Raw genomic sequence first — 24,515 nt, 5'->3', positions numbered from 1 at the left:
CATGAAGATCATCCTCACCCACGAGGTCTCCGGCCTCGGTGCCGCGGGTGACGTCGTCGACGTCAAGGACGGTTACGCTCGCAACTACCTGGTTCCGCGGAAGCTCGCGATCCGCTGGACCAAGGGCGGCGAGAAGGACGTCGAGCAGATCCGTCGTGCTCGCAAGATCCACGAGATCCAGACCATCGAGCAGGCCAATCAGGTGAAGGCCCAGCTCGAGGGCGTCAAGGTTCGTCTCGCCGTCCGCTCCGGCGACGCCGGTCGTCTCTTCGGTTCCGTCACCCCGGCCGACATCGCTTCGGCGATCAAGGCTGCCGGTGGTCCCGAGGTCGACAAGCGCCGCATCGAGCTGGGCGTGCCGATCAAGACGCTGGGCGCCCACGAGACGTCGGTGCGTCTGCACCCCGAGGTTGCCGCCAAGGTCAACATCGAGGTCGTCGCTGCCTGAGTGCTGCGCTCGCTGAAGCAGTGAGTATGGGGGCCGCATCCTTCGGGGGCGGCCCCCATCGCCATGTTTCACGTGAAACGGTCAGCGCGTCGCGCCCGTGACGATCCAGCGGCCCGAGCGGGTACGGAACCACAGGGTCAGCATGCGCACGGTCATCATGAGCGTCATGGTGGCCCAGAGCGCGGTGAGCCCGCCCCCGAGTGCGGGGACCAGCAGGGCGGCGGGAGTGAACACCGCAAAGGTCAGCAGCATCGCCCATGCCAGATACGGTCCGTCGCCCGCGCCCATCAGGACTCCGTCCAGGACGAAGACGATCCCGCAGATCGGCTGGGACAGCGCTACAAGCACCAGGGCGGGCAGTGCCGCGTCCTTGACTGTGGCGTCGCTGGTGAACAGGGGCAGAAACACCGGCCGGGCGAGTACCACCAGCACACCGAGCACGACACCGACCGCGATACCCCACTCGACCATGCGGCGGCATGCCTCACGGGCACCCTGGGTGTCGCCGGCGCCGAGATAGCGCCCGATGATCGCCTGCCCGGCGATGGCGATGGCGTCCAGCGCGAAAGCGAGCAGGCTCCACAGGGAGAGGATGATCTGGTGGGCCGCGATGTTCGAGTCACCGAGGCGGGCGGCAACGGCCGTCGCGATCATCAGGATGGCCCGGAGTGAGAGGGTGCGCACCAGCAGGGGGACACCCGCCTGGGCAGAGGCCCTGATCCCGGCGGCATCGGGTCGCAGCGAGGCTCCGTGCCGGCGCGCCCCACGGAGGACTACGGCCAGGTAGACCGCGGCCATGCCCCACTGTGCGATGACGGTGCCCCAGGCGGAGCCCGCGATACCGAGACCTGCGCCGTAGACCAGCGCGACGTTGAGCACACCGTTGGCGACGAAGCCGGCGATGGCGACATAGAGCGGCGTCTTGGTGTTCTGCAGCCCGCGCAGGACACCGGTCGCGGCGAGCACGACCAGCATGGCCGGTATCCCGAGCGTGGAGATCCTCAGATACGTGGTCGCATAGGGGGCCGCTGTGTCCGAGGCACCGAAAAGGTCCACGAGGGCCGGTGCCGTCGGTAGAACGACGGCCATGACGGAGGCACCGAGGAAGAGCGCCAGCCAGATTCCGTCCATGCCCTGTCGGATGGCCGACGACAGGTCGCCGGCCCCGACCCGCCGGGCGACAGCGGCCGTGGTGGCGTAGGCCAGGAAGACGAAGACGCTGACGGCGGTCATCAGAAGGGCGGAGGCGACGCCGAGCCCTGCGAGTTGTGCCGTGCCCAGATGGCCGACGATGGCGCTGTCGGCCATGACGAAGAGTGGCTCGGCGACGAGGGCGCCGAAGGCCGGGACGGCCAGCATGACGATCTCTCGGTCATGCTTCCGTCGCGCGGCTCCGGGGCGTGCGGGGGCCTGTGTCATGTGCACCAATCTAATCGTCCACAGGTAAGAGATGCAAAGCTTTTGTGACCCTTACGTCGTGGCTCTGGGTGTGGGCTTGCGTACACCTTATGAAGCGATCTTGATCCGACTGGGGAAGTTTTTCTTCTGCACAGCCGGTGGACGGGAAACATGCAGGTCGGAGCCGTCTTCGCACGGGAGTCCCGGGCTTGTTCACAGGGCTGTCCACCGGCTCGTGCACAGGTTTCGCGGAGTTCTCCACAGCATTGGGGCGGTCATCCACATGGCCTGTGGATAACCAGATTGGCTGACGGTGCCGACGGGCCTACGGTGGTCCGGCGCCCGCTCCGTCCGCCGGTTTCAGAAACGTCACAAATCCGGCGCGCCACAAACGGAGTTGGGCCTCTTATTTGTCAGTGCCGTGCCGTAGAACAGAGGGGCATGGCGAGGTCCGCTCGGCGGACGGGAGGAGGTGGCTCGGTGAGCATTTCCGAGCCCTTGGACGACCCGTGGGCCGACAGCGGTCCCAGTGATCGTCTGCCCGCCTCCCGCCGTCGTGACGACCGCGGCAAGGGCCGTGACGAGCAGCACGACCGCGGCCGGGACAACGGCGTGTGGGACGGTGGAGGCTCCGCGTTCGAAAGGGTGCCGCCACAGGACCTCGAGGCCGAGCAGTCCGTCCTGGGCGGCATGCTCCTGTCCAAGGACGCCATCGCCGACGTCGTGGAGATACTCAAGGGCCACGACTTCTACAAGCCGGCCCACGAGACCATCTACACGGCCATCCTCGACGTCTACGCCAAGGGTGAGCCGGCAGACCCCATCACGATCGCCGCGGAGCTGACCAAGCGCGGCGAGATCAACAAGGTCGGCGGGGCCTCGTACCTGCACACCCTCGTGCAGACGGTCCCCACGGCGGCCAATGCGGCGTACTACGCGGAGATCGTGCACGAGCGCGCGGTGCTGCGTCGCCTGGTCGAGGCCGGTACCCGCATCACGCAGATGGGATACGCGGCCGACGACGACGTCGATGAGATCGTCAACCGTGCGCAGGCCGAGATCTACGCGGTCACCGAGCAGCGCACCAGCGAGGACTACCTGCCGCTCGGCGACATCATGGAGGGCGCCCTCGACGAGATCGAGGCGATCGGGTCGCGCAGTGGTGAGATGACCGGGGTGCCCACGGGGTTCACCGACTTCGACTCGCTCACCAATGGCCTGCACCCGGGGCAGATGATCGTCATCGCCGCGCGTCCCGCGATGGGCAAGTCGACGCTCGCCCTGGACTTCGCGCGAGCCGCGTCCATCAAGAACAACCTGCCCAGCGTCATCTTCTCGCTGGAGATGGGGCGCAACGAGATCGCGATGCGCCTGCTGTCCGCCGAGGCCCGGGTCGCACTGCACCACATGCGTTCCGGCACGATGACCGACGAGGACTGGACGCGCCTGGCGCGCCGGATGCCGGACGTCTCGGCGGCGCCGCTCTACATCGACGACTCCCCGAACCTGTCGATGATGGAGATCCGCGCCAAGTGCCGTCGTCTGAAGCAGCGCAACGATCTGAGGCTGGTCGTCATCGACTACCTCCAGCTGATGCAGTCCGGTGGTTCCAAGCGTGCCGAGAGCCGTCAGCAGGAGGTCTCGGACATGTCCCGAAACCTCAAGCTGCTCGCCAAGGAACTGGAGGTCCCGGTCATCGCCCTGTCCCAGCTCAACCGTGGCCCCGAGCAGCGCACCGACAAGAAGCCGATGGTCTCCGACCTGCGTGAGTCCGGGTCCATCGAGCAGGACGCCGACATGGTCATCCTGCTGCACCGCGAGGACGCCTACGAGAAGGAGTCCCCGCGCGCGGGTGAGGCGGATCTGATCGTGGCGAAGCACCGAAACGGTCCGACGGCGACGATCACGGTCGCCTTCCAGGGCCACTACTCGCGCTTCGTGGACATGGCGCAGACCTGAGGAGCGGCCGGCAGGTGAGTCGGTTGTTGACGGGACGGCGGGAAGCCCGCCGGTGATCGACAACCTGCCGTGACTGGTCGCCGTAGTGAGGCCGATCATCAGCGCGCCTCACCCGGCGACCGTGCTGGACTGAGGGCATGACGACACCTCAGGAAGAACTGCTGCCCGGAACGCGGCGGGCGTTGCTGCACCGGATCGCCGTCGCCCAGACCGAAGGGCGTGCGCCGTCGCTCGTCGCGACCGTGGTGCGGGGCGGGAAGGCCGTGTGGACGGGGGCGCGGACCTCGGTGGAAGGACACGCCCCGGACGAGAACGTGCAGTACCGGATCGGGTCGATCACCAAGACGTTCACCGCCGTACTGGTGCTTCGGCTGCGCGACGAGAGAGCGCTCGATCTCTCCGACCCTTTGGACAAGCACCTGCCGGGTACGGGGGTGGGCCAGGCGACCATCGCCGACCTGCTCGCACACAGCGGTGGGCTGGCTGCCGAAACGCCCGCCCCTTGGTGGGAGCGGACCTCAGGGGCCCTGCGGCCCGGCCTCGCCGATGTGCTGGGCGAGCGGCCTCTGGTTCACCCCGTGGGCCGGCGGTTCCACTATTCGAACCCCGGATACGCGTTGCTCGGGGCCCTTGTCGAGAAGCTGCGTGATGCCCGGTGGGAGGACGTGCTTCGGCGAGAAGTGCTCGAACCCTTGGGCCTGCATCGCACGAGTGCGCACCCACAGGCGCCGCACGCGGGTGGCTGGGCGGTGCATCCCTGGGCGGATGTGATGCTGCCCGAGCCTTTGGAGGACCTCGGGGTGATGGCACCGGCCGGGCAACTGTGGTCCACCACCAGCGACTTGGCACGCTTCGCGGCGTTCCTGACGGAGGGGGACGACCGGGTGCTGAGCGCCGAGTCGTTGCGGGAGATGAGGACGCCGGCCGCGGCGGACGTGGCGAGCGGCTATGCGTACGGCCTGGGCATGGAACTCCGTCATCAGAACGGCCGAGCTCTGGTCGGGCACACCGGATCCCTTCCGGGCTTCCTCGCCTGCCTCACGATCGGTGTGGCGGACGACGTGAGCGCGGTGGTCCTGGCCAACTGCACCTCCGGGCCGGCACCGTTCACGGTCGCCGCTGACCTCGTACGGATCGTCGCCGAGGCGGAACCACGGATCCCTGCTCCCTGGCAGCCGCTGCGGGAGGCCGATCCGGCGGTACTGGAGCTGGTGGGGCAGTGGTACTGGGGGACATACGCCTTCGCGCTGCGGCTGTCGGCCGACGGTCTTGTCTCGCTGGAGCCCTTGTCTGGCAACGGTCGGCGTTCGCGTTTCCGGCCGAAGGGGGACGGCACCTGGGTGGGGCTCGAGGGCTATTACGCCGGCGAACTGCTGAAGCCCGTACGGCGACCGGACGGGGCGGTGAGCCATCTTGACCTGGGCTCGTTCGTGTTCACGCGCCAGCCGCATGAGGAAGGGGGTTCCGTGCCGGGTGGAGTGGACCCCGAGGGGTGGCGGGGCATCGGCTAGCCCCTCCTCGTTCAGGAGCCTGTGAGGGGTGCTGTTTCACGTGAAACAGCACCCCGAGTTGTCCTTACAACGCGAGCTTGAAGCCCACGTGGGAGGCGGTGGGCATCCGTGCGGGAGTTGTCGGAGGTCAGTTGGACCAGTTGGCAGCCCTCGCGGCGGGACGCGTCGATCGCCCACTCGATGAGCCGGCTCCCCAGGCCGCTGCCGCGCTCGTCCGCATGGACGCGAACGCCTTCGATGATCGACCTGGTGGAGCCGCGACGGGACAGTCCCGGAACGATCGTGAGCTGAAGTGTGCCGACGACGCGGCCTTCGCGGACCGCGACGACGAGGTGCTGGTGGGGGTCGGCGCTGAGTCGCTGCAGCGCGGTCAGGTACGGGGCGAGGTCGTCCGGCGACTCGCGCTGCGCGCCCAAGGGGTCGTCCGCGAGCATGGCGACGATCGCGGGGAGGTCGTCGGCGACCGCGGCTCGCACTTCAAGATCTCCCATGCCTGCACCCTACGCAGGCGCGGCCGGACCGGGCGACCTCCCTGGCGGCGCGATCTTCCGCCTATCTCCGCCTTCTACGCGGGCATGGGTGCCTTCAGTGTTTCCACGGTCCGCACCAGCGGGGCCAGATCGGGGTTCTTCGCCGCAGCGTCGAGGGCCTCGCGCAGGGCGGTGTCGTTCGTCGGCCGTGCCTCCTCCAGCAGCTTCAGGCCGGCCTCGGTGACGTTGGTGTAGATCCCGCGCCGGTCGGTGGGGCACAGGTAGCGCTCCAGCAGACCGCGGTCCTCGAGCCGGGTGACCAGACGCGTGGTGGCGCTCTGGCTGAGCACGACGGCGTCGGCGACCTGCTTCATCTGCAGATGCCCCCCGTCGCCGTCGTGCTGACGGCTCAGTACGTCGAGCAGGGAGTACTCCCGCACGCTCAGATCGTGCCGGGCCTGAAGGGCGCGCTCGATATGGGCCTCGATCCTCCCGTGCAGCAGGGAGAGAGCGCACCAGCCCTGAGCTAGGGCAGTGAGCGCGGGGTCCGTGGCTGTCATGGGCGTTTCCTCCGTCCAGGAGCTGCTGACACCAGGGTAGAGCAAGCGTGCAATAGACGGCGTTTGCAAGTAGCCAGCGTCTGCAATTATTGTGGTGGCACGCAAAGCGCTCCTGCAATCTTCTGGGAAGGTCTGTCCCCCATGCCTCTCGCGCTTCTGGCCCTCGCGATCGGGGCCTTCGGGATCGGAACCACGGAGTTCGTGATCATGGGCTTGTTGCCCGAGGTCGCGGGCGACTTCGATGTCTCCATCCCCACGGCCGGCTACCTGGTGACCGGCTACGCCCTGGGCGTCATGTTCGGCGCCCCGCTGATGACCGTGCTCGGCACCAAGATCTCCCGCAAGCGGATGCTGATGCTGCTCATGGGACTGTTCATCGTCGGCAACCTGCTCTCGGCGCTGGCCCCGTCCTTCGGCGTCATGCTGATCGGACGGGTGGTCGCCTCCCTGGCCCACGGCGCTTTCTTCGGCATCGGCTCGGTGGTCGCGGCCGACCTGGTCGCCCCGGACAAGAAGGCCGGAGCGATCGCCCTGATGTTCACCGGGCTGACCGTCGCCAATGTCGTCGGCGTTCCGCTGGGCACGCTCGTCGGCCAGTCCATCGGCTGGCGCGTCACCTTCGGCCTCGTCGCTGCCCTGGGGATCGTCGGCCTGGCCGGTATCGCCAAGCTCGTCCCCGACATGCCCAAGCCCGAGGGCGTACGGCTGCGTCACGAGCTGGCCGCCCTGAAGAACGTCCAGGTCCTCCTCGCCATGGCGATGACCGTCCTGGGCTTCGGCGGCGTCTTCGCGGCCATCACGTACATCGCGCCGATGATGACGCACGCCGCCGGCTTCGCCGACGGCTCCGTCACCTGGCTGCTGGTCCTCTTCGGCCTCGGCATGGTCGGCGGCAACCTCATCGGCGGCCGGTACGCGGACCGCGCGCTGATGCCCCTGCTGTACGTGTCCCTGGGCGCCCTCGCCGTCGTGCTCGCACTCTTCACGCTGACCGCGCACAACAAGGTCGCCGCCGCCGTCACCATCGCCCTCATCGGCGCTCTGGGATTCGCCACCGTGCCGCCCCTGCAGAAGCGCGTGCTCGACCAGGCGCACGGCGCCCCCACCCTGGCCTCGGCCGTCAACATCGGTGCCTTCAACCTCGGCAACGCGCTGTCCGCCTGGCTCGGCGGCCTCGTGATCGCGGCGGGCCTGGGCTACACCGCACCCAACTGGGTCGGCGCCGTCCTCGCCGCGGGTGCTCTGGTGCTGGCCTTTGTCTCGGCAGCTCTGGAACGCCGTGACGCCGTACCCGGCACCGTGGTCGCCGGCTCGGCGCCCACCGAGCAGCGGACTGCCATCTCCCACTGACCGAGAGGACCGGCCGGTGCGGGGCCGGGGCCGCCCCCGCACCTTCCGCTTCCGCACCTCGGCACGACCGACACCACCCGTACCGCAAGGAGAAACTTTCCATGAGCACCACCGCCGTCGCCCCGCTCAGCACCGCCGATGCCGAAGCGCTCGTCACCGTCGCACGCGAGGCCGCCGAGGCAGACGGTGTCACGGTCAGCGTCACCGTCCTCGACGCCGGCGGGCACCTGCTCGCCTTCCGCCGTGACGACCGTGCCGTACTGATCTCCGGCGAGACCAGTACCCGCAAGGCGTACACCGCTCTGCAGCTCGACGCGCCCACCGCCGACCTCGTGGACGCCGTGCAGCCCGGCGGTCTTTTCCACACCCTGCCCACCGCGCTCGACCGGCCGCTGCTGTTCATCGCCGGGGGCGTGCCCGTCCGGCGCGACGGCCGGCTGATCGGAGCCATCGGCGTCGGCGGTGGCGCACCGGAACAGGACCACGCCTTTGCCACGGCCGCCGTGGAGGCCCTCGTCTGACGACGGCGCCCATCGGACGCGACCAGACAGCGACGCCGGTCCCGCGTCCTCGGAACCGGCGTCGTCATGTCGGCGGGGGTCAGCCCGCTGCGACCGTCACCGGTGCGAACCGTCGGTTCCAGTCCCCGGGCAGCTCCGTGATCCCGTAGGTCATGACGGCGTTGAACGCGATCGAGGCCAGCCCGTGTTCCTTTGCCCACCTCAGCAGCTCTTCGTGCCGCACGTCGATGTCGGTGCGCAGCGGCCGGTCGGTGTGGGCGGCGACGGAGGCGAGGAGCGCCTTGGCCGTCGCGGTGTCACGGGCGATCAGCGGGCCCACGACATGGGTGTCCATGTTGGGCCAGGCAGCCGCGTAACCAATGATCCGTCCGTCCTCCTCGGCGACACGCAACTGGTCGGCGAAGGCCGGCAGCCGGGTGACGACGTGCGTCCGGTCGGCCCCGAACACCTCCTCGTCGAGCCGGAGAAGGGCGGGGAGATCCTCCGCGGTCGCGGCACGGGTGGCGACCTGCTGAGCCCCCGTGGGGACGAAGTGGCCGCGCAGCATCTCCGCCCGGCCGATGACCTTGAAACCGAGCTCCTCGTAGAGCGGCTGTCCGAAAGGGGTCGCATGCAGGGTGAGGGGCGTGGTGCCCATCGCGGCGACGACGTGACGCATCAACCGGCGTCCCACGCCCCGGCGCGCATGCCGTTCGGCGACCAGGACCATGCCGATGGCTGCCAGAGCGGGCTGTTCCCGCGGCCCGTACTCGGTGACGACGCTGGCGGCCACCAGGCCACCATCGGGGTCGTCGATGCCGTAACCCCTTCCGGCCGCGAGAAGGAGACCCCACTTGTGTTCCTCCCGAGGCCACCCCCGGTCCTCGGACAAGTCGGCACAGGCGGTGAGATCGCGGAGCGTCAGACGGCGGATGGGCAGAGCGTCAAGGGAAGGTGTCGGCACGCAGGTCAGGCTGTCCGACAGCGGGCTTCGGCGTCCACCTGTTTCCGAAGACTCATGCGAGCTTTTGGCCATGCCGCGTCGCATGGCGGCACCCGTGCACGGTCGGGCGTCAGCCCAGGTCGGGGGCGTGCATGGCGCGGACGCCCTCGATGTTGCCGTCCAGGTAGTGCCGTAGCGACAGCGGTACGAGGTGGACGGAGGCGATCCCGACGCGGGTGAACGGCACGCGCACGATCTCGTACTCGCCGGCGGGTTCGTCGACCTCCGGGCCGTGTCGCAGGGACGGGTCCATCGATTCCAGGCGGCATACGAAGAAGTGCTGCACCTTCACGCCGGTTGCGCCGCCGTCCTCGCCGATGTGCTCCACGGTGTCGACGAAACAAGGCACCACATCGGTGATCTTGGCGCCGAGTTCCTCGTACACCTCTCGGTGCAGGGCGTCGACGACGGTCGGGTCCTCTGGCTCGACCCCGCCGCCGGGGGTGACCCAGTAGGGATCCACGCCGGGTTTGGTGCGCTTGATCAGGATGAAGTTCTCGCCGTCCAGCAGAACGGCTCGGGCGGTGCGCTTGACCACGGGTCGGACGGTCATGGGGGGAATGTGGCCCGGCTGGTTCCACGTGAAACATCGCGAGATGTCCTCGCCCGGCTTTCCCGCGGTCAGCCTCCGCCGCAGTGCTCAGGACCAGTCGGTGGCCGCCTGCTCCAGCCGCCCATGAGCCCGTGCGATGTGCGGCATCGCCAGCGTGCCGGTGCGGACCACCAGGAAGTACGTGCGTAACGGAGGAACCGTCGGTTCGTACAGGGCCACCACATCGCCCCGCTCGAGCGCGCCCGTGCACAGGTAACGGGGCAGCACCGCCAACCCCGCTCCGGCGGTCGCGCAGGCCAGCACCGCGCGTAGATCCGGGACGACGACGGTGCCCGGGGCGACCGGGCGGGAGTCGAAGACGGAGGCCCAGTAGCGGGCGACAAGCGGCAGCGACTCGTGCACCTCGACCACCGGGACCTGGTCCAGGGCGGACGGGCCGGTATGGCGGAGCGTGCCGGGGCCGCCGATGCGCTCGGCCCAGCGCGGGGCGGCGACCAGGACGTGCTCTTCGTCGCAGAGCGCAGTCGCCGAGAGCAGGGCACCGCGTGGCCGGACCGTGCTGATGGCCAGATCGTGATGGCCGGCAGCCAGTCCCTCCAGTGTTTCCTCGGCGGTGCCGAAGGAGGCACGCAGGGCGAAGCCCTGGCCGTCCTCGCCGGTCAGCTCCGTGAGCGCGGGCAGCGCCCGTTCGGCGGTGAATTCCGGAGGGCCGGCCAGATGCAGGGTCCGTAAGGAGGAGTCCTCCTCCAGCCCGGCCTCGGCGATCTTCACCAGGGCGTCGAGGTGCGGTGCCGCCTTGTGGGCGAGTTCGTCCCCGATGGTCGTCGGTGTGACGCCGCGCGCCTGTCGAAGGAACAAGGGCCGCCCCAGCTGCCGTTCCAGCGTCCGTATCTGCGAGGTGACGGCAGGCTGGGAGAGGCCGAGCAGCGCGGCGGCACGGGTGAAGGAGCCGGCCCGGTGCACGGTCACGAAGGTTCGCAGCAAGGCCAGATCCACGGCACACCCTCCCCTGGTCAACCCCCGCCGTCGGCCCGGACGCGCCCAACTATAAGTAAGTCGATAGGTCGCTGTCGCTACGGTGATTGGACACTGACACTGAGTCAACTAGCCTTGGTCGCGCGGTTCTTCGCGCGCAGAACCGAGGACGGTCCGAGCCACGAGGGGGGAGGCTCGGACCGTCCGCAGTGGTGCGCCGGGCCTCGTCGGCCCTGCCGAAGCGGCCGGTCAGACGGCCGACTCGGCCAGGGCGCGCAGGACGTCCGCCACCAAGTCCTCGGGGTCCTCGGCGCCCACGGAGAAGCGGATGAAGCCCTCCGGCACCGCGTCCCCACCCCAGCGCCCACGTCGCTCCGCCGTGGACCGTACGCCGCCGAAGCTCGTCGCGTCGTCCACGAGCCGTAGCGCGTCGAGGAAACGGTCCGCACGCGCGCGCGTGGGCAGCGTGAAGGAGACCACACACCCATAGCGCCGCATCTGCTGCGAGGCGATCTTGTGCGAGGGGTCGTCGGGCAGCCCCGGATAGCGCAGCCCCGTCACCTCGGACCGCTCCCGCAGCGCCTGGGCGAGCGCCAGCGCGGTGGCGCTCTGCCGGTCGACACGCAGCTGCAGCGTGGCGATCGAGCGGTGCGCGAGCCAGGCCTCCATGGGTCCGGGAATGGCACCGACGATCTTGCGCCAGCGGCGGACGGCGGCCATGGCCTCGGCATCGCGGCCGCTGACGTATCCCAGAAGCACGTCGCCGTGCCCGGTGAGCTGCTTGGTGCCGCTGGCCACCGCGAAGTCGGCGCCGAGCTCCAGCGGGCGCTGGCCGAGGGGCGTCGCGAGGGTGTTGTCGACGGCGACCAGGGCGCCGCGCGCGTGCGCCGCTTCGGCGAGCCGGCGTACGTCGCACACGTCCAGCCCCGGATTCGAGGGCGTCTCGATCCACAGCAGCTTGGCGCCGTCGAGGACCTCGAGCTGGGCGTCGCCGCCCGTCGGCGCGGTGCGCACCTCAATGCCGTACGCCTCCAGCTGGGCACGCACCAGGGGCAGCGCCTGATAGCCGTCGTTCGGCAGGACGACCGCGTCCCCGGCGCGCAGCTGGGAGAAGAGCACCGAGGAGATCGCGGCCATGCCCGAGGCGAACACCAGGGTCTCGACGCTGTCCTGCCCAGGCGCCTCCAGCTCGCCGATGGCCCGTTCCAGCAGCGTCCAGGTCGGGTTCTCGTCCCGGCCGTAGGTGTACGGGCCGGTGGGGTCGCCCGGCAGATGGAAGTGGGCCGCGAACACGGGTCCGGGCAGTGTCGGCTCGTGCTTGACCGGCTCGGGCAGCCCGGCGCGCACCGCGCGGGTGCCGTCACCCGCCTCCTCCGGCAGGGCCGGCCCGTGGCTCGCGCCCGTCGTCGAATGGTTCATGCCGCCTGTCCTTCCACCTGCTCGCGTACGGCGGCGAGCAGTCCGGTGCTCGCCGCCTCCACCATCTCAAGGCACTCGTCGAAGCCTTCCGCGCCCCCGTAGTAGGGGTCCGGCACGTCGAGGTCGTCCTCGGCCGCGGGGTCGTACGACCGCAGCAGCCGCACCTTGTCCGCGTCCCGCTCCGTGGGAGCCAGGTGGCGCAGTGCCCTGAGGTGCCCGGAATCGAGCGCGATGACGAGATCGAGACGGGCGAACCAGGACGGGTCGAACTGCCGGGCGGTGTGGCCGGCGTCGTAGCCGTGCTCCCGCAGCACCGTCACCGTGCGAGGGTCGGCGCCCTCGCCCTCGTGCCAGCCGCCCGTACCGGCGCTGTCCACCTCGACCAGGCCGTCGAGTCCGGCCTCCGCCACCCGCGCGCGGAAGACGGACTCGGCCATCGGGGACCGGCAGATGTTGCCGGTGCAGACGAAGCAGACGCGGTAGGCCATCGCGCTCAGTCCCCGTCGGGCAGGACGACGTTGAGCGCCCAGGAGACGACGGAGATGATCAGGCCGCCCAGTACGGCCGTCCAGAAGCCCTCCACGTGGAAGCTCAGGTCGACCTGGTCGGCGAGCCAGGAGGTGAGCAGCAGCATCAGCGCGTTCACCACCAGGGTGAACAGCCCGAGCGTCAGGATGAGCAGGGGCAGGCTCAGGAGCTTCACGAGCGGCTTGACCAGGACGTTCACGAGTCCGAAGATCAGGGCGACCAGGAGCAGGGTGCCGATCTCCTTGCCCGTGCTGTCACCGGTCAGGGTGATCTTGTCGAGCAGCCATACGGCGACCGCCAGGGCGCCGGCGTTGGCGATCGTCTTGACTAGGAAATTCATCATGTGTCTGATCGTGACAGACACGATCGGGCTTGAGCAGTGAGGGCAGGGGCGGGACAAGGCGATGAAGGCATTCCGGCTGGACGAACTGGAGGCGGAACGCGCCGCCAACGACGGGGCGTATCTGCAGTTCCTGCGGGAGCGGAACATGTCGGTCGGCCTCTACGCGCTGGACGCCGGCACCCAGGATCCGCAGCAGCCACACCATCAGGACGAGGTGTACTTCGTCGTCAGCGGCCGCGCGGCGATCACCGTGGGTCTGGAGACCACCCAGGTGGCACGCGGCAGCGTCGTGTACGTACCGGCCGGCGTGGCGCACAAGTTCCACCACATCAGCGAGGATCTGCGGGTACTGGTGGTGTTCTCTCCCCCCGAGAGCTGAACCGCGGTTTCGGGGTTCCCTAGGGGGACGGTCAGGGGAGGACAAGGGATCCGAGGCCCCCGCCGGACCATCTGCCGCCCTAGCATCGAGTGCGGGACATCATCAATGCGACCCGGCACTCGGCGGGCGGAGAGGTAAGGACAAGGGCGATGCGAGAGATCTTCGCGGGACTGCCGTGGTGGGTGAAGTGGATCGCGGTGCCGGTCATCGCGCTGGTCGTGTTCGGCGGGCTGATAGCGAGCGTGGTCGGCTTCGTGATCGGACTTCTCTTCAAGGTACTGGTCTTCGTGGCGCTGGTCGGTGGACTGATCTACGTCGTACGGAAGTTCACATCGAGTTCTTCCTCGCGCGGCGACTGGTGAGTGGAGGGGAACCGGTGGTGCGGTAACAGGAATCGCCGGTTCCCTCGGGCGGGGGAAGTTTCTCCGACGCGCCGTCTGCGTGCGGTGACAGCCCGTTAGAGTCCGGAACTCGACGCGGGGACGATCCCCGCGAGCGGCGACCCCCACCCGTGTTCCCCACACGGGCTGCCCCCTCGCGTTTCGGGAGTGACCCTTGGCCACGACTGGCTCCGCCTCCGCGCATCTGACCGCGGTTCCTCCGCAGCCCCGCTCCCCGGCGTCCCCGGCAGCACCGGCGGCCACCACGACCCTCATCGGCTCCGTACAGCGAGCCATGCGCCTGCTGGAGACCGTCGCCGGGCACGAGCACGGGGCCCCCGCCAAACAACTGGCCCGCGAGACCGGGCTGGCGCTTCCCACCACCTACCACCTGCTGCGCACCCTGGTGCACGAGGGCTATCTGCGCCGGGACAAGGGGCTGTTCTTCCTGGGTGACGCGGCAGCGCGGCTGAGCTGCAGCGGAGAGCAGCAGAAACGTCGCAGCACGGTGGTCGACATCCTCGCCCGCTGGCGTGACGCGATCGGAGCCCCCGTGTACTACGCGGTCTACCGCGAGGGCGAGATCGAGGTCGTCTGCGTCTCCGGCGCCGCCGGCACCCCCGCGGTCGAGGGGTGGGCCGACTTCCGGGAGACCGGCCACGCCCATGCCATCGGACAGTGCCTGCTCTCCCAGCTCGACGAGGACGCCCGCCGCGACCACCTCGACCGCTATCCCGTGCGGCCCGTCACGCCCTACACCGTGCGCGACGACCACAGTCTGCTGAGACGCCTGGAACGGACACGGCGCATGGATCTGGTGATCGAACGTCAGGAGTACGTCCTGGGCGCGGTGTGCGCGGCGATTCCGATCACCGTCGGTACCACCGCCGCGTCACTGGCCCTCTCCATGCCCGCACATCAGGCCGACCGGCTCCTCCCCGCGGCGCGGCGACTGCAGGCCGAGATGGGGCGCCTGGTCGGCTCGCTGGAGCTGTCTATCAGTATCTGAAAACTCACTCCTTGTGATCTGCTGTGTACGTTGAGCAAGATTCCCTCTAGTGTCAGGGTCCATGCCCGGCCAGTCCGTGGCGAATGACGGGGTAGGCGATGCGCGAATCCGTACAGGCAGAGGTCATGATGAGCTTTCTCGTGTCGGAGGAGCTGTCCTTCCGCATCCCGGTGGAGCTGCGCTACGACACCTGTGATCCCTACGCCGTGCGGCTGACCTTCCACTTGCCCGGGGACGCTCCCGTGACCTGGGCGTTCGGCCGTGAGCTGCTGATCGATGGCGTGGGCCGGCCGTGCGGAGAGGGCGATGTCCGCGTCTCGCCGGTCGATCCCGACACGCTGGGCGAGGTGCTGATCCGCCTTCAGGTCGGCAGCGACCAGGCGCTGTTCCGTTCGTCGACCCCACCGCTCGTGGCCTTCCTCGACCGCACCGACAAGCTGGTGCCGCTGGGTCAGGAAGGGGCGCTCGCCGACTTCGACGCGCACCTCGACGACGCCCTGGACCGCATCCTGGCGGAGCAGAGCGCCGGCTGAAGCGTTACGCCAGTCGGGTGGCCGTTGGCGGAACGCTTCAGCGCGTTCCGCCACGCTCCGCGGGCGTCAGCGCTTACGGCGCCTGCCCCTCCCGCCGCGCCCCGCGGCCGGCCGGACATCCGGAGCCTGCCCGTGCCCCTGCGCTTGTGCCAGGGTCTGGCCCTGTGCCGTGGTCGATGCCGTCGGACGGTCGGCAGAAACCACCAGCGCGGCCAGGGCGGTGGTGACCGGCACCGAGGCCACCAGGCCGATCGAGCCGATCAAGGTGCGCACGATCTCCTCCGCGACCAGTTCGCTGTTGGCGACCGTTCCCACACTGCTCTGCGCGATGGAGAACAGCAGGAGCAGTGGCAGTGCGGCGCCCGCGTAGGCGAGGACCAGTGTGTTGACCACGGACGCGATGTGATCGCGGCCGATACGTATGCCCGCCCGGTACAGCCCGCGCCAGCCCGTCGACGGATTGGCCTCGTGCAGCTCCCAGACCGCGGAGGTCTGCGTGACGGTCACGTCGTCGAGGACACCGAGCGAACCGATGATGACACCGGCCAGCAGCAGACCGCTCATGTCGATCTGCGGGTACAGGCCGTGGATCAACCCGGTGTTGTCATCGGTGTTGCCGGTGAGCGCGGCCCAGTCGATGAACACCGAGCCCAGGACACCGATCAGCAGCAGCGAGATCAGTGTGCCGAGCACTGCCACGGAGGTACGGGCGGATAGTCCGTGACAGAGATACAGCGCGATCAGCATGATCGCGCTCGCCCCGATCACCGCCACGACCAGAGGGTTCGAGCCCTGCAGGATCGCGGGCAGGATGAAGAAGTTGAGCACCAGGAAGCTGATCGCCAGCGCGACCAGCGCCATGACACCCCGCAGCCGCCCCACGGCGACGACGGCGAGCGCGAAGATGCCGGCGAGCAGCGCCATGGGGAAGCGCCGGTTCACGTCGGTGACCGAGTACTGGAGATCCTCGGGCGCCGAGGGCTCGTAGGCGACCACGACTGCCTGGCCCTCGCTCAGCTGCCGGGACTGGTCCGGTTGCACGATCTCGTTGAACGTACGGTCCTTGTCATTGCCGGTGTCGACCCGGATCGTCGCCTTCTCGCAGGTGCCGTCCGCCTGCTGCTGGGCGGAGGAGCCCTCGGCGGTGGAGGTGTCACCGGTCGGGACGCCTCCGGAGGCGTTCACGGACTGGCAGCTCACCTCGACCACCTTGGTCACCGTGGCGTGCTGCGTCTGCCGGTCGAAGCCGACGCCGGTGCGCTCGTGCGCCGGGGCACCGCCCGGCCACAGCACCGCGAGTCCGATCAGCACCGCCGCGGCGAACGGGATCAGGATCGCCGCGATGACCCTGCGCAGATGCCGGGACACGGGCGCTGCCGGGCCATGACCGTGACTGTGCCCGTGGCCATGCCCGTGCCCGTTCCCTTGGCCGTTCCCGGTTCCGGCGCCGGAACCGGAACCGTGCGGTGGTCCGGGTGGTGGATACGGAGGAGGCTGAGTCGAGGTCACCGACCGATCATCGCAAGAACAAGCGGGGCCCTCTGTTCACCGCGCCAGAACTGCCGCTAGCGTGGAGGCACCTTTTGTACACGCGGGAGCTCGGAGCACCGGGCTGAGAGGGCGCTGACCTCCGTCCCAGCGACGTTTCACATGAAACATCACCGAAGTCGAGTGATGTTTCACACGGAACGCCGGCAGACGGAAGCCGCTGCGTCGACCGCCGAACCTGTTACCGGGTAATGCCGGCGTAGGGAGTAGGTCTCATGACCAACAAGGACGCACGCACGCCTGCCTTCACGCAGAACGCGACGGAGACGTCGCTGAACGAGGAGGCCGGGAAGTCCATCGGCTGGCACAAGGCGTATGTCGAGGGCACCCGCCCCGACCTGCGCGTGCCGGTCCGTCAGGTGCACCTCACCAACGGGCAGTCGGTCACGCTGTACGACACATCGGGCCCGTACACGGATCCGCTCGTCGACACCGACGTCCGCAGGGGACTGTCTCCGCTGCGGGAGAACTGGATCATCGCCCGTGGTGACACGGAGGAGTATGCGGGCCGTCCCGTCCGTCCCGAGGACGACGGAGTCAAGCACACCTCTCCGCGCGGGGGTCTGCGCAACCTGGACGCCGTCTTCCCCGGCCGGCCGCGCCTGCCGCGCCGGGGCCGCGCGGGCGAGGCGGTCACCCAGCTGGCGTACGCGCGCCGTGGTGAGATCACGCCCGAGATGGAGTTCGTGGCGATCCGGGAGAACGTCTCTCCCGAGGTGGTGCGCGAGGAGATCGCGGCAGGGCGGGCCGTGTTGCCCGCCAACGTCAACCACCCGGAGATCGAGCCGATGATCATCGGCAAGCGGTTCCTGGTGAAGGTCAACGCCAACATCGGCAACTCCGCGGTGACGTCCTCCATCGAGGAGGAGGTGGAGAAGATGACCTGGGCGACCCACTGGGGCGCCGACACGGTCATGGACCTGTCCACCGGCCGCAACATCCACACCACCCGGGAGTGGGTGCTGCGCAACTCGCCCGTGCCCATCGGCACGGTGCCGCTCTACCAGGCTCTGGAGAAGGTCGACGGCCGGGCCGAGGAGCTGACCTGGGACATCTACAGGGACACGGTCATCGAGCAGGCCGAGCAGGGCGTGGACTACATGACGGTCCACGCGGGCGTGCGCCTCGCGTACGTACCGCTCACCGCCAACCGCAAGACCGGCATCGTCTCGCGCGGTGGTTCGATCATGGCCGCGTGGTGCCTGGCGCACCACAAGGAATCGTTCCTGTACGAGCACTTCGAGGAACTCTGCGAGATCCTCGCCGCGTACGACGTCACGTACTCGCTCGGCGACGGCCTGCGGCCCGGTTCCATCGCGGACGCCAACGACGAGGCGCAGTTCGCGGAGTTGCGCACGCTCGGGGAACTCAACACGATCGCGAAGCGTTTCCAAGTGCAGACCATGATCGAGGGCCCGGGCCATGTCCCGATGCACAAGATCAAGGAGAACATCGACCTTCAGCAGGAGATCTGCGATGAGGCCCCGTTCTATACGCTCGGCCCGCTGACGACGGACGTCGCGCCCGCGTACGACCACATCACCTCTGGCATCGGTGCCGCGATGATCGCCTGGTGGGGCACGGCCATGCTGTGCTACGTGACGCCCAAGGAGCACCTGGGCCTGCCCAACCGTGACGATGTCAAGACCGGTGTCATCACCTACAAGATCGCCGCCCATGCCGCCGACCTCGCCAAGGGGCATCCGGGCGCACAGGAGTGGGACGACGCGCTGTCCGACGCCCGCTTCGAGTTCCGGTGGGAGGACCAGTTCAACCTCGCCCTCGACCCGGACACGGCACGCGAGTTCCACGACGAGACCCTGCCGGCGGAACCCGCCAAGACGGCGCACTTCTGCTCGATGTGCGGCCCGAAGTTCTGTTCGATGAAGATCTCGCATGACATCCGCCGTGAACACGGCGGCAGCCGGGACGAGATCGAGGAGGGTATGGCGCAGAAGTCGAAGGAGTTCGCGGCGGCGGGCAATCGCGTGTACCTGCCGATCGCGGACTGGTCGACGGACTGGTCGACGGACTGATCGACGGGCTGGTCGTTCGCCGGAAGGACGGCGCGGGAGTGGTGCTCGTGGCGGTGGCTCGCTTCTCGGGCACCGCTCCTGTGGGGGTCTGTCCGGGACCCCCTCCCCTTCGCCGGGCCGGGTGGGCAGACTGGCCCCATGACAGCGAGTTCGATGAGCAAGGGATCCAATCTTCCCGTCGATTCCCCCGTGGTGCGCGTTGAGCTCGCTTGGGTGCCCGGCCCCGGGGTGCCCGACGTCGACGCCTCGGCCCTGCTCCTCACGGAGGCCGGACGCGTGCGGGACGACGGTGACTTCGTCTTCTACAACCAGCCGCGACATGCGTCCGACGCGGTGACGCATCTGGGGAAGCGAAGCGCCACCGGCGCCGCGGCCGACACGGTGGAGGTGAATCTTCGCTCGGTGGAGCCGGCCGTCGAACGGATCGTGCTGTGCGCGTCGGCCGGTGGCGGGACGTTCGGGCAGGTGCCGGGGCTGGCGCTCAGGCTGCTCGATGCCGGGACGGGGTCCGAGCTGGCCCGGTTCGACATGGCCGCGGGGACCGAGACCGCCTTCATCGGCGGCGAGTTGTACCGGCGGCAGGGGACGTGGAAGTTCCGCGCGGTGGGGCAGGGGTACGCCTCCGGTCTCGCCGGGCTGGCCACGGACTTCGGCATCACCGTGGACGATCCGTCCCCGGCGGCCACCGCACCCACGGTCCCCGCACCCCCGGCCACCACCGCACCCCCGACCTCCCCAACGGTCCCCGCACCCCCGCCGGTACCTCCCACGGCGCCGGTCGCATCCGCACAGCCCTCCGGGGGTCACTCCGGCGCCCCGCGTCTCACCAAGGGTGAGGAGCGGCTGCCCGTCGACATGCGCAAGCGGTTGTCCCTGCGCAAGGAGCAGGTGGCGGTCAGCCTGCGCAAGCACGGGGCGGCCGACATCACCGCGCGCGTCATCCTCGTACTGGACGCTTCCGGGTCCATGTCCTTCCTGTATTCCAAGGGCGTCGTGGCCGACGTGGTCGAACGCATGGCCGCGGTCGCCGCGCAGCTGGACGACGACGGGGAGATGCAGGCCTGGACGTTCGCCTCGAACCCGGCCAGGTTGCCGGATCTGCGGCTCGGGGAGCTTCCCGAGTGGCTGCGGCTGCATGTGCGCGTGGGGGAGGTGGGCCTGTTCCGGCGCGGGCGCAAGAAGGGGCTGGATCCGAGCCAGGTCGACATGCGGGACGTCGGCATCCAGAACGAGGAGCAGAAGGTCATCGCCGAGGTGCGCGCCTTCGTGCGGGACCATCCCGCGTCCGCTCCGACCCTCGTGCTGTTCTTCTCCGACGGTGGCGTCTACCGCAACAAGGAGATCGAGGGCGAGCTCCGCGCGGCGGTGGAGGAGCCGATCTTCTGGCAGTTCGTGGGGCTGGGCCGGTCGAACTACGGCGTGCTGGAGCGGTTCGACACACTGCCCGGGCGCCGTGTCGACAACGTCGGGTTCTTCGCCGTCGACGACATCAGCACCGTGCCGGACCCGGAGCTGTACGACCGCCTGCTGTCCGAGTTCCCGCTGTGGATCACGGCCGCGGGCCGGGCGGGCATCCTCTGACCCGTCCACCCGGCTCGCGCCCCCGCCGCGGAGACTTCCTGGAGGTCTCCGCCCAAAAGGGAGCGCAAGCCGACGGACGGGTTACGGGCCGTACGGGCTGCTCCGGCCGGTGTTCCGGCTACTCCGGCTTGTGCTCCGGCCCTCCGAAGTCCGGACTCGAGTAGTCCGGACTGGAATAGCTCGGCCGTGTGCCACGGGCCCGCCCCTCGTCGGGACTGGTGAAACCCGGCCGGTCGTACCCGAGGTGCGGGATACGGCCGGTCGGCGCGGGCGGTGCCGTGTGCTGGAGCGCGGTGGCCGTCACCGGGTCGGTGAGCGCGTCCCGCAGGAAGGGCAGGATCCCCCGCTCCAGCAGGGCCTCGCGCCAGGCTTCCCTGGCCCGGCTCACCTCGCCGTCGAGTTCGCCGTACGCGCTGCCGAGCACCGCGGGCTTGTTGCGGAGCGCGGTGGTCAGCAGGCCCATGGCGGCGACGAGGATGGCGACCGCCGTCACCGCGCCGAACACCCAGCCGGTGGTGAGCATGGTCTGGGCGAACGCGGCGCCGGGGTGGAGCATCCGCAGGACGTAGCCGACGAGCAGGAATATCGCGGCCGCGGTTCCGGCCAGGACCGGTGCCAGGACGGCGACGACGGCGACGGCGCCCGCCCCGGCGGTCTCGGCGACCTCTCCCACGGTGGCGGCGAGCCCCGCCGCGTTCGTGCCCGGTTCGCTGGAGCCGGACGCGCGGACGGACGGGGTGGACGGCGCCGGCGGCCGGCGCAGTTCCTCGCGGACCTTCACGTAGTGCTGGTACTCGGTCGCCGCGGCCGCCGTGATGATCGCGGTGGCGTTGAGTGCCATCGTGCGCAGTTGTGCGGAGTTGAGCCGCTGTCCGGCAGCGGCCGGTTCCGGGTGGGTGTGTGGTGCGGAGCGCAGCGCCTCATCGAGAATCCGCTCGTATTCCTGGCGGTCCTCGCTCAGCAGGTGCTGCGGAACGCTGTTCATGTGCATCCCCCGATGCTCCGTAGGGCTTGGGGCTCGGCATGCTGACGAGCCGTCGGGCAGAAACGGAGGGGAGCCTGCTACGGATAAGCCGATGGTAGAGCGGTGACGGCGCGCGGTGACAGGGGGTTTACCGAAAAAGCCACCCGCGCGGTGCGGTCCCGGGACGCGGGACTGCGGCCCGGTGCACGCTCAGACGCCCAGTGGCAGTTTCGTGACCAGCAGTTTTCCGGCCATGGTGACCCCGCCGTCCATCGCGATGGCGAGTCCGTCGGCATAAACGTGCGGTCCGGCGACCACGGGACCGGTGTCGTCCTCGCCGTCCTCGGAGCCGACTTCGCCGAGCAGATACGGAATGGGGCTGTGGCCGTGAACGACCCGGGTGCCGCCGTACGTATCCAGCAGGGAGCGCACGGCGTCGGCGCCGCCCTCGTCGCGGAAGGAGAACCGCTTGGTGAACTTGCGGAACAGGTCCCAGACCTCGTCGGCGTCGTTGCGGGTGAGCGTTTCGCGGACGGTGTCGTTGACCTCCTCGATGGAGCGGCCGTAGTCGAGGTAGGCGGTGGTGTCGGAGTGGAGCAGCAGATGGCCGTCGACTTCCTCGACGGCGTCGAGGCGGGCCATCCACTGCAGGTGGTGGTCCTGGAGGCGGTCCATGTCGGTCTTCTGGCCGCCGTTGAGCAGCCAGGCCGCCTGGAAGGTGGCGGTGCCGGCCCCGGAGTTGACGGGGGTGTCGCCGAACCGCTTGGCGCCGAGCAGCAGCAGCTCGTGGTTGCCCATGAGGGCCTTGCAGTAGCCGCCGGCCGCGGCGGCCTCGGCGGACAGCCGCATCACGAGGTCGATGACGCCGATGCCGTCCGGGCCGCGGTCGGTGAAGTCGCCGAGGAACCACAGCCGCGCGGTGCCGGCGCACCACTGACCCGCCGCGTCGATGAGGCCCTGCTCCTGGAGGGCGGCCACCAGCTCGTCGAGATAGCCGTGGACGTCGCCGACCACGTACAGCGGTCCCGGGCCCGTGGCAGGCTGCGGGGCGGGGACGGACGCGGGGTCGACGGTCACCTGAACAGTGTCACCCCGATTGATGACGGGGAGGTCCCGCTGGGTGGGGGTGTATCCCTCCGGATGGGCCTCGTCCGACGGCGGGACGGCGTCACCCGGGTGGCTGCTCTGGGCATACGGACCGGTCTCGTGGACGTACGCGGGTACCCGGAAGTCGCGCAACGTCGCCGTCCGCTCCACCTCGGGTCCCTGACCGGCCCCCTGAGTCATCGACCCCTCCACCATCGCGCCGCATCTGCACCGCGTCGGACTGCCTGGTCGCAGCGGCCCGCGGTGTCGTGGGCCCATCATAGGAATGCGGATCGCGCTGTGTGATGACCCAGGGGTGGTGAATCGGAGCAGGACCCCGGATCGCCGTGGCATTCGCCCCGTTTGATCCGATGTTCAACTGCCCGGTGGCCTTCCACACCGCGCGTCCGCTGCCGGTGACCGGCCCGCCTGTTCCCGGGGGCCGGCCCGTTTCCCCCGGAGGGTGGCCGGGCAACGACCTCGTCCCACCCCTGGGGAAGCGAGGGCTCCACGGGCGGGTCCGCGATGCGACCCCGCCCGGAACCCGCTGTCACGTCCCGTTCGGCGACCTCGGCGGGCTGACCGTCGTACGGGGCGGTCGGCGCTGCGAGGAATTCCGCACGATCAGCTCGGTCGGTATGACCTGCTCCACCGGGTGGTCCGAGTCGACTCCCTCGATGGCGTCGATGAGCAGTTGGACCACCGCCGTGCCGATGCGGCGCGGCTGCAGGGAGAGCGTCGTGACGGGCGGTTCGGTGTTGGCGTAGACGGTGGACTCGCTGCAGCAGACCAGCAGCAGGTCGTCCGGGACGCGCAGGCCGTAGCGGCGGGCGGCGGCGAGCAGATCGGTGCCGTTGGGGTCGAACAGGCCGTAGACGGCGTCGGGGCGGTCGGGCCGGGCGAGCAGCCGGTCGGCGGCGACGGCCCCCGCGCACGGGTCGTGTGCCGGATAGGCCTCGTACACCGGTTCCTGGCCGACGCGCTCGCACCAGCGCAGATACGCGGTGGTCGACAGATGGGTGTACGTGTCGGTCGACGTGCCGGTGAGCAGGCCGATGCGGCGGGCACCGGCGCCGGCGAGGTGGTCGAGGATGCCGAGGACCGCGGCCTCGTGATCGTTGTCGACCCAGGCCGTGACCGGCAGTGAGCCGGCCGGCCGGCCGTCGGAGACGACCGGTAACCCCTGGCGGACCAGCTCGCTGACGACCGGGTCCTGGTCGGAGGGGTCGATGACGACCGTGCCGTCCAGGGCGACGTTGGACCACACGTCGTGGCGGGAGGTCGCGGGCAGGATGACGAGGGCGTAGCCGCGGGCGAGCGCGGCGGAGGTGGCGGCCCGCGCCATCTCGGCGAAGTACGCGAACTCCGTGAAGGTGAAAGGTTCATCCCCGTACGTGGTCACGGTCAGGCCGATGAGTCCGGACTTCCCGGTGCGGAGCGTCCGGGCGGCGGCCGAGGGGCGGTACCCCAGTCTGTCGGCCACCTCACGGACGTGGCGCCGGGTGGCGTCCGGGAGTCGGCCCTTGCCGTTGAGGGCGTCGGAGACGGTCGTGATGGAGACTCCGGCGGCGGCGGCCACGTCCCTGATGCCCGCTCGACCCGGCCTGCTGCCTCGGCGTGAGGTATCCGCGCGGCTCACCTGGTGCTTCCCTGCTGCTGTCATGGCGAGCCGATAGTAGGGCTCATGCGGTGGGGTAGGGCGGACGCATATGCGCGCATTGACAGGCACGTTTCTGCAAGATCATAAAGGGTCAACCCCCTTGGAAATCAAGGGTGTTGAACGTTCCAAAGTCAGGACCTGACGTGTTGGCCCATGCAGGCCTGTCGAGGGTGCGATGTTGCGAAGAGGTCTCAACTCACCTGCACGGGGGACGCGCGCCACGGCGCGAGCCACCGGCGCGTAGATATATGTGCGGCGCGCCCCTGGCCCGTACGTCATTCGTACCCCTTCGAGGGATGTTGCCCGTGTTGCCCGTGTGATC

23 protein-coding genes and 1 pseudogene are annotated in these 24,515 nt (G+C 69.4%); 11 read left to right on the top strand and 13 right to left on the bottom strand.

Annotation, left to right across the window (positions count from 1 at the left end):
* Position 1 precedes the first annotated feature (1 nt).
* Positions 2–448, top strand: coding sequence for a 50S ribosomal protein L9 (rplI, locus tag IE178_RS20995; RefSeq protein ID WP_184764346.1), 447 nt, complete (start codon positions 2–4; stop codon positions 446–448).
* An 81-nt stretch (positions 449–529) separates the two neighbouring features.
* Here rplI and IE178_RS20990 read toward each other — a convergent pair whose 3' ends face one another.
* On the bottom strand, positions 530–1,867 hold the full coding sequence (locus tag IE178_RS20990) for an MATE family efflux transporter (protein WP_184764347.1): 1,338 nt from the start codon (positions 1,865–1,867) through the stop codon (positions 530–532).
* A gap of 459 nt (positions 1,868–2,326) precedes the next feature.
* Here IE178_RS20990 and dnaB point away from each other — a divergent pair, with 459 nt between their 5' ends.
* Together dnaB and IE178_RS20980 are read left to right on the top strand one after the other, a co-directional pair.
* Positions 2,327–3,805, top strand: coding sequence for a replicative DNA helicase (dnaB, locus tag IE178_RS20985; RefSeq protein WP_184764348.1), 1,479 nt, complete (start codon positions 2,327–2,329; stop codon positions 3,803–3,805).
* Between the two features lie 137 nt (positions 3,806–3,942).
* Entirely contained in the window at positions 3,943–5,316 is a 1,374-nt protein-coding gene (locus tag IE178_RS20980) for a serine hydrolase domain-containing protein (protein WP_193513362.1), read from the top strand.
* 64 nt (positions 5,317–5,380) lie between these two features.
* On the opposite strand, the pseudogene IE178_RS20975 reads toward IE178_RS20980, so the two are convergent.
* A pseudogene (locus IE178_RS20975) lies at positions 5,381–5,807 on the bottom strand (GNAT family N-acetyltransferase).
* Positions 5,808–5,881: 74 nt separating this feature from the next.
* Complete coding sequence (locus IE178_RS20970) at positions 5,882–6,346, bottom strand: MarR family winged helix-turn-helix transcriptional regulator (protein WP_184764351.1); 465 nt, start codon at positions 6,344–6,346, stop codon at positions 5,882–5,884.
* A 141-nt stretch (positions 6,347–6,487) separates the two neighbouring features.
* On the opposite strand from IE178_RS20970, the gene IE178_RS20965 reads away from it, so the two are divergent.
* A complete protein-coding gene (locus tag IE178_RS20965) occupies positions 6,488–7,696 on the top strand; it encodes an MFS transporter (protein ID WP_193513360.1) in 1,209 nt (402 codons plus the stop codon).
* Between the two features lie 101 nt (positions 7,697–7,797).
* Positions 7,798–8,217: a GlcG/HbpS family heme-binding protein gene (locus tag IE178_RS20960; RefSeq protein ID WP_184764353.1), complete on the top strand. Its 420-nt coding sequence runs from the start codon at positions 7,798–7,800 to the stop codon at positions 8,215–8,217.
* Between the two features lie 79 nt (positions 8,218–8,296).
* Here IE178_RS20960 and IE178_RS20955 read toward each other — a convergent pair whose 3' ends face one another.
* The 6 genes from IE178_RS20955 to IE178_RS20930 all read right to left on the bottom strand — a co-directional run bounded on the left by IE178_RS20955 (position 8,297) and on the right by IE178_RS20930 (position 13,017).
* A complete protein-coding gene (locus IE178_RS20955; protein ID WP_193513359.1) occupies positions 8,297–9,160 on the bottom strand; it encodes a GNAT family N-acetyltransferase in 864 nt (287 codons plus the stop codon).
* A gap of 109 nt (positions 9,161–9,269) precedes the next feature.
* A complete protein-coding gene (locus IE178_RS20950) occupies positions 9,270–9,752 on the bottom strand; it encodes an NUDIX domain-containing protein (RefSeq protein WP_184764355.1) in 483 nt (160 codons plus the stop codon).
* 87 nt (positions 9,753–9,839) lie between these two features.
* On the bottom strand, positions 9,840–10,748 hold the full coding sequence (locus IE178_RS20945) for a LysR family transcriptional regulator (RefSeq protein WP_184764356.1): 909 nt from the start codon (positions 10,746–10,748) through the stop codon (positions 9,840–9,842).
* Between the two features lie 228 nt (positions 10,749–10,976).
* The gene (locus IE178_RS20940; protein WP_193513358.1) at positions 10,977–12,146 is read right to left on the bottom strand and encodes a cystathionine gamma-lyase; all 1,170 of its coding nucleotides are present in this window, start codon (positions 12,144–12,146) and stop codon (positions 10,977–10,979) included.
* A complete protein-coding gene (locus IE178_RS20935; protein WP_193513357.1) occupies positions 12,143–12,634 on the bottom strand; it encodes a low molecular weight protein-tyrosine-phosphatase in 492 nt (163 codons plus the stop codon). Before IE178_RS20935 ends, IE178_RS20940 begins: the two co-directional genes overlap by 4 nt.
* 5 nt (positions 12,635–12,639) lie before the next feature.
* On the bottom strand, positions 12,640–13,017 hold the full coding sequence (locus IE178_RS20930) for a phage holin family protein (protein ID WP_184764359.1): 378 nt from the start codon (positions 13,015–13,017) through the stop codon (positions 12,640–12,642).
* Between the two features lie 61 nt (positions 13,018–13,078).
* Here IE178_RS20930 and IE178_RS20925 point away from each other — a divergent pair, with 61 nt between their 5' ends.
* From IE178_RS20925 to IE178_RS20910, 4 genes are all read left to right on the top strand, one after another.
* Positions 13,079–13,396: a cupin domain-containing protein gene (locus tag IE178_RS20925; protein ID WP_184764360.1), complete on the top strand. Its 318-nt coding sequence runs from the start codon at positions 13,079–13,081 to the stop codon at positions 13,394–13,396.
* Between the two features lie 149 nt (positions 13,397–13,545).
* Positions 13,546–13,758, top strand: coding sequence for a DUF5326 family protein (locus tag IE178_RS20920; protein WP_007492480.1), 213 nt, complete (start codon positions 13,546–13,548; stop codon positions 13,756–13,758).
* Positions 13,759–14,050: 292 nt separating this feature from the next.
* Positions 14,051–14,785: an IclR family transcriptional regulator gene (locus IE178_RS20915; protein ID WP_318280155.1), complete on the top strand. Its 735-nt coding sequence runs from the start codon at positions 14,051–14,053 to the stop codon at positions 14,783–14,785.
* Between the two features lie 98 nt (positions 14,786–14,883).
* Complete coding sequence (locus tag IE178_RS20910; protein WP_184764361.1) at positions 14,884–15,318, top strand: SsgA family sporulation/cell division regulator; 435 nt, start codon at positions 14,884–14,886, stop codon at positions 15,316–15,318.
* A 66-nt stretch (positions 15,319–15,384) separates the two neighbouring features.
* On the opposite strand, the gene IE178_RS20905 is transcribed toward IE178_RS20910, so the two are convergent.
* Entirely contained in the window at positions 15,385–16,827 is a 1,443-nt protein-coding gene (locus IE178_RS20905; RefSeq protein ID WP_193513356.1) for a YibE/F family protein, read from the bottom strand.
* Positions 16,828–17,081: 254 nt separating this feature from the next.
* Here IE178_RS20905 and thiC point away from each other — a divergent pair, with 254 nt between their 5' ends.
* The gene (gene thiC / locus IE178_RS20900; protein WP_318280151.1) at positions 17,082–18,902 is read left to right on the top strand and encodes a phosphomethylpyrimidine synthase ThiC; all 1,821 of its coding nucleotides are present in this window, start codon (positions 17,082–17,084) and stop codon (positions 18,900–18,902) included.
* 138 nt (positions 18,903–19,040) lie between these two features.
* On the top strand, positions 19,041–20,483 hold the full coding sequence (locus IE178_RS20895; RefSeq protein ID WP_193513355.1) for a VWA domain-containing protein: 1,443 nt from the start codon (positions 19,041–19,043) through the stop codon (positions 20,481–20,483).
* Between the two features lie 118 nt (positions 20,484–20,601).
* Here IE178_RS20895 and IE178_RS20890 read toward each other — a convergent pair whose 3' ends face one another.
* The 3 genes from IE178_RS20890 to IE178_RS20880 form a co-directional block, all read right to left on the bottom strand.
* Positions 20,602–21,474, bottom strand: a complete 873-nt coding sequence (locus tag IE178_RS20890; RefSeq protein WP_193513354.1) for a hypothetical protein — start codon at positions 21,472–21,474, stop codon at positions 20,602–20,604.
* Between the two features lie 183 nt (positions 21,475–21,657).
* The gene (locus IE178_RS20885) at positions 21,658–22,749 is read right to left on the bottom strand and encodes a metallophosphoesterase (RefSeq protein WP_318280150.1); all 1,092 of its coding nucleotides are present in this window, start codon (positions 22,747–22,749) and stop codon (positions 21,658–21,660) included.
* Between the two features lie 334 nt (positions 22,750–23,083).
* Positions 23,084–24,196 (bottom strand): LacI family DNA-binding transcriptional regulator, encoded by a 1,113-nt coding sequence (locus IE178_RS20880; protein WP_184764366.1) that lies wholly within the window; start codon positions 24,194–24,196, stop codon positions 23,084–23,086.
* Between the last annotated feature and the right edge of the window lie 319 nt (positions 24,197–24,515).

The organism is Streptomyces griseoloalbus, from assembly GCA_014650015.1.
GTDB classification, from domain to species: Bacteria; Actinomycetota; Actinomycetes; order Streptomycetales; family Streptomycetaceae; genus Streptomyces; species Streptomyces griseoloalbus.
Note: the sequence above shows the minus strand (reverse complement) of the source record. Positions and strands in the feature narration are given on the sequence as shown.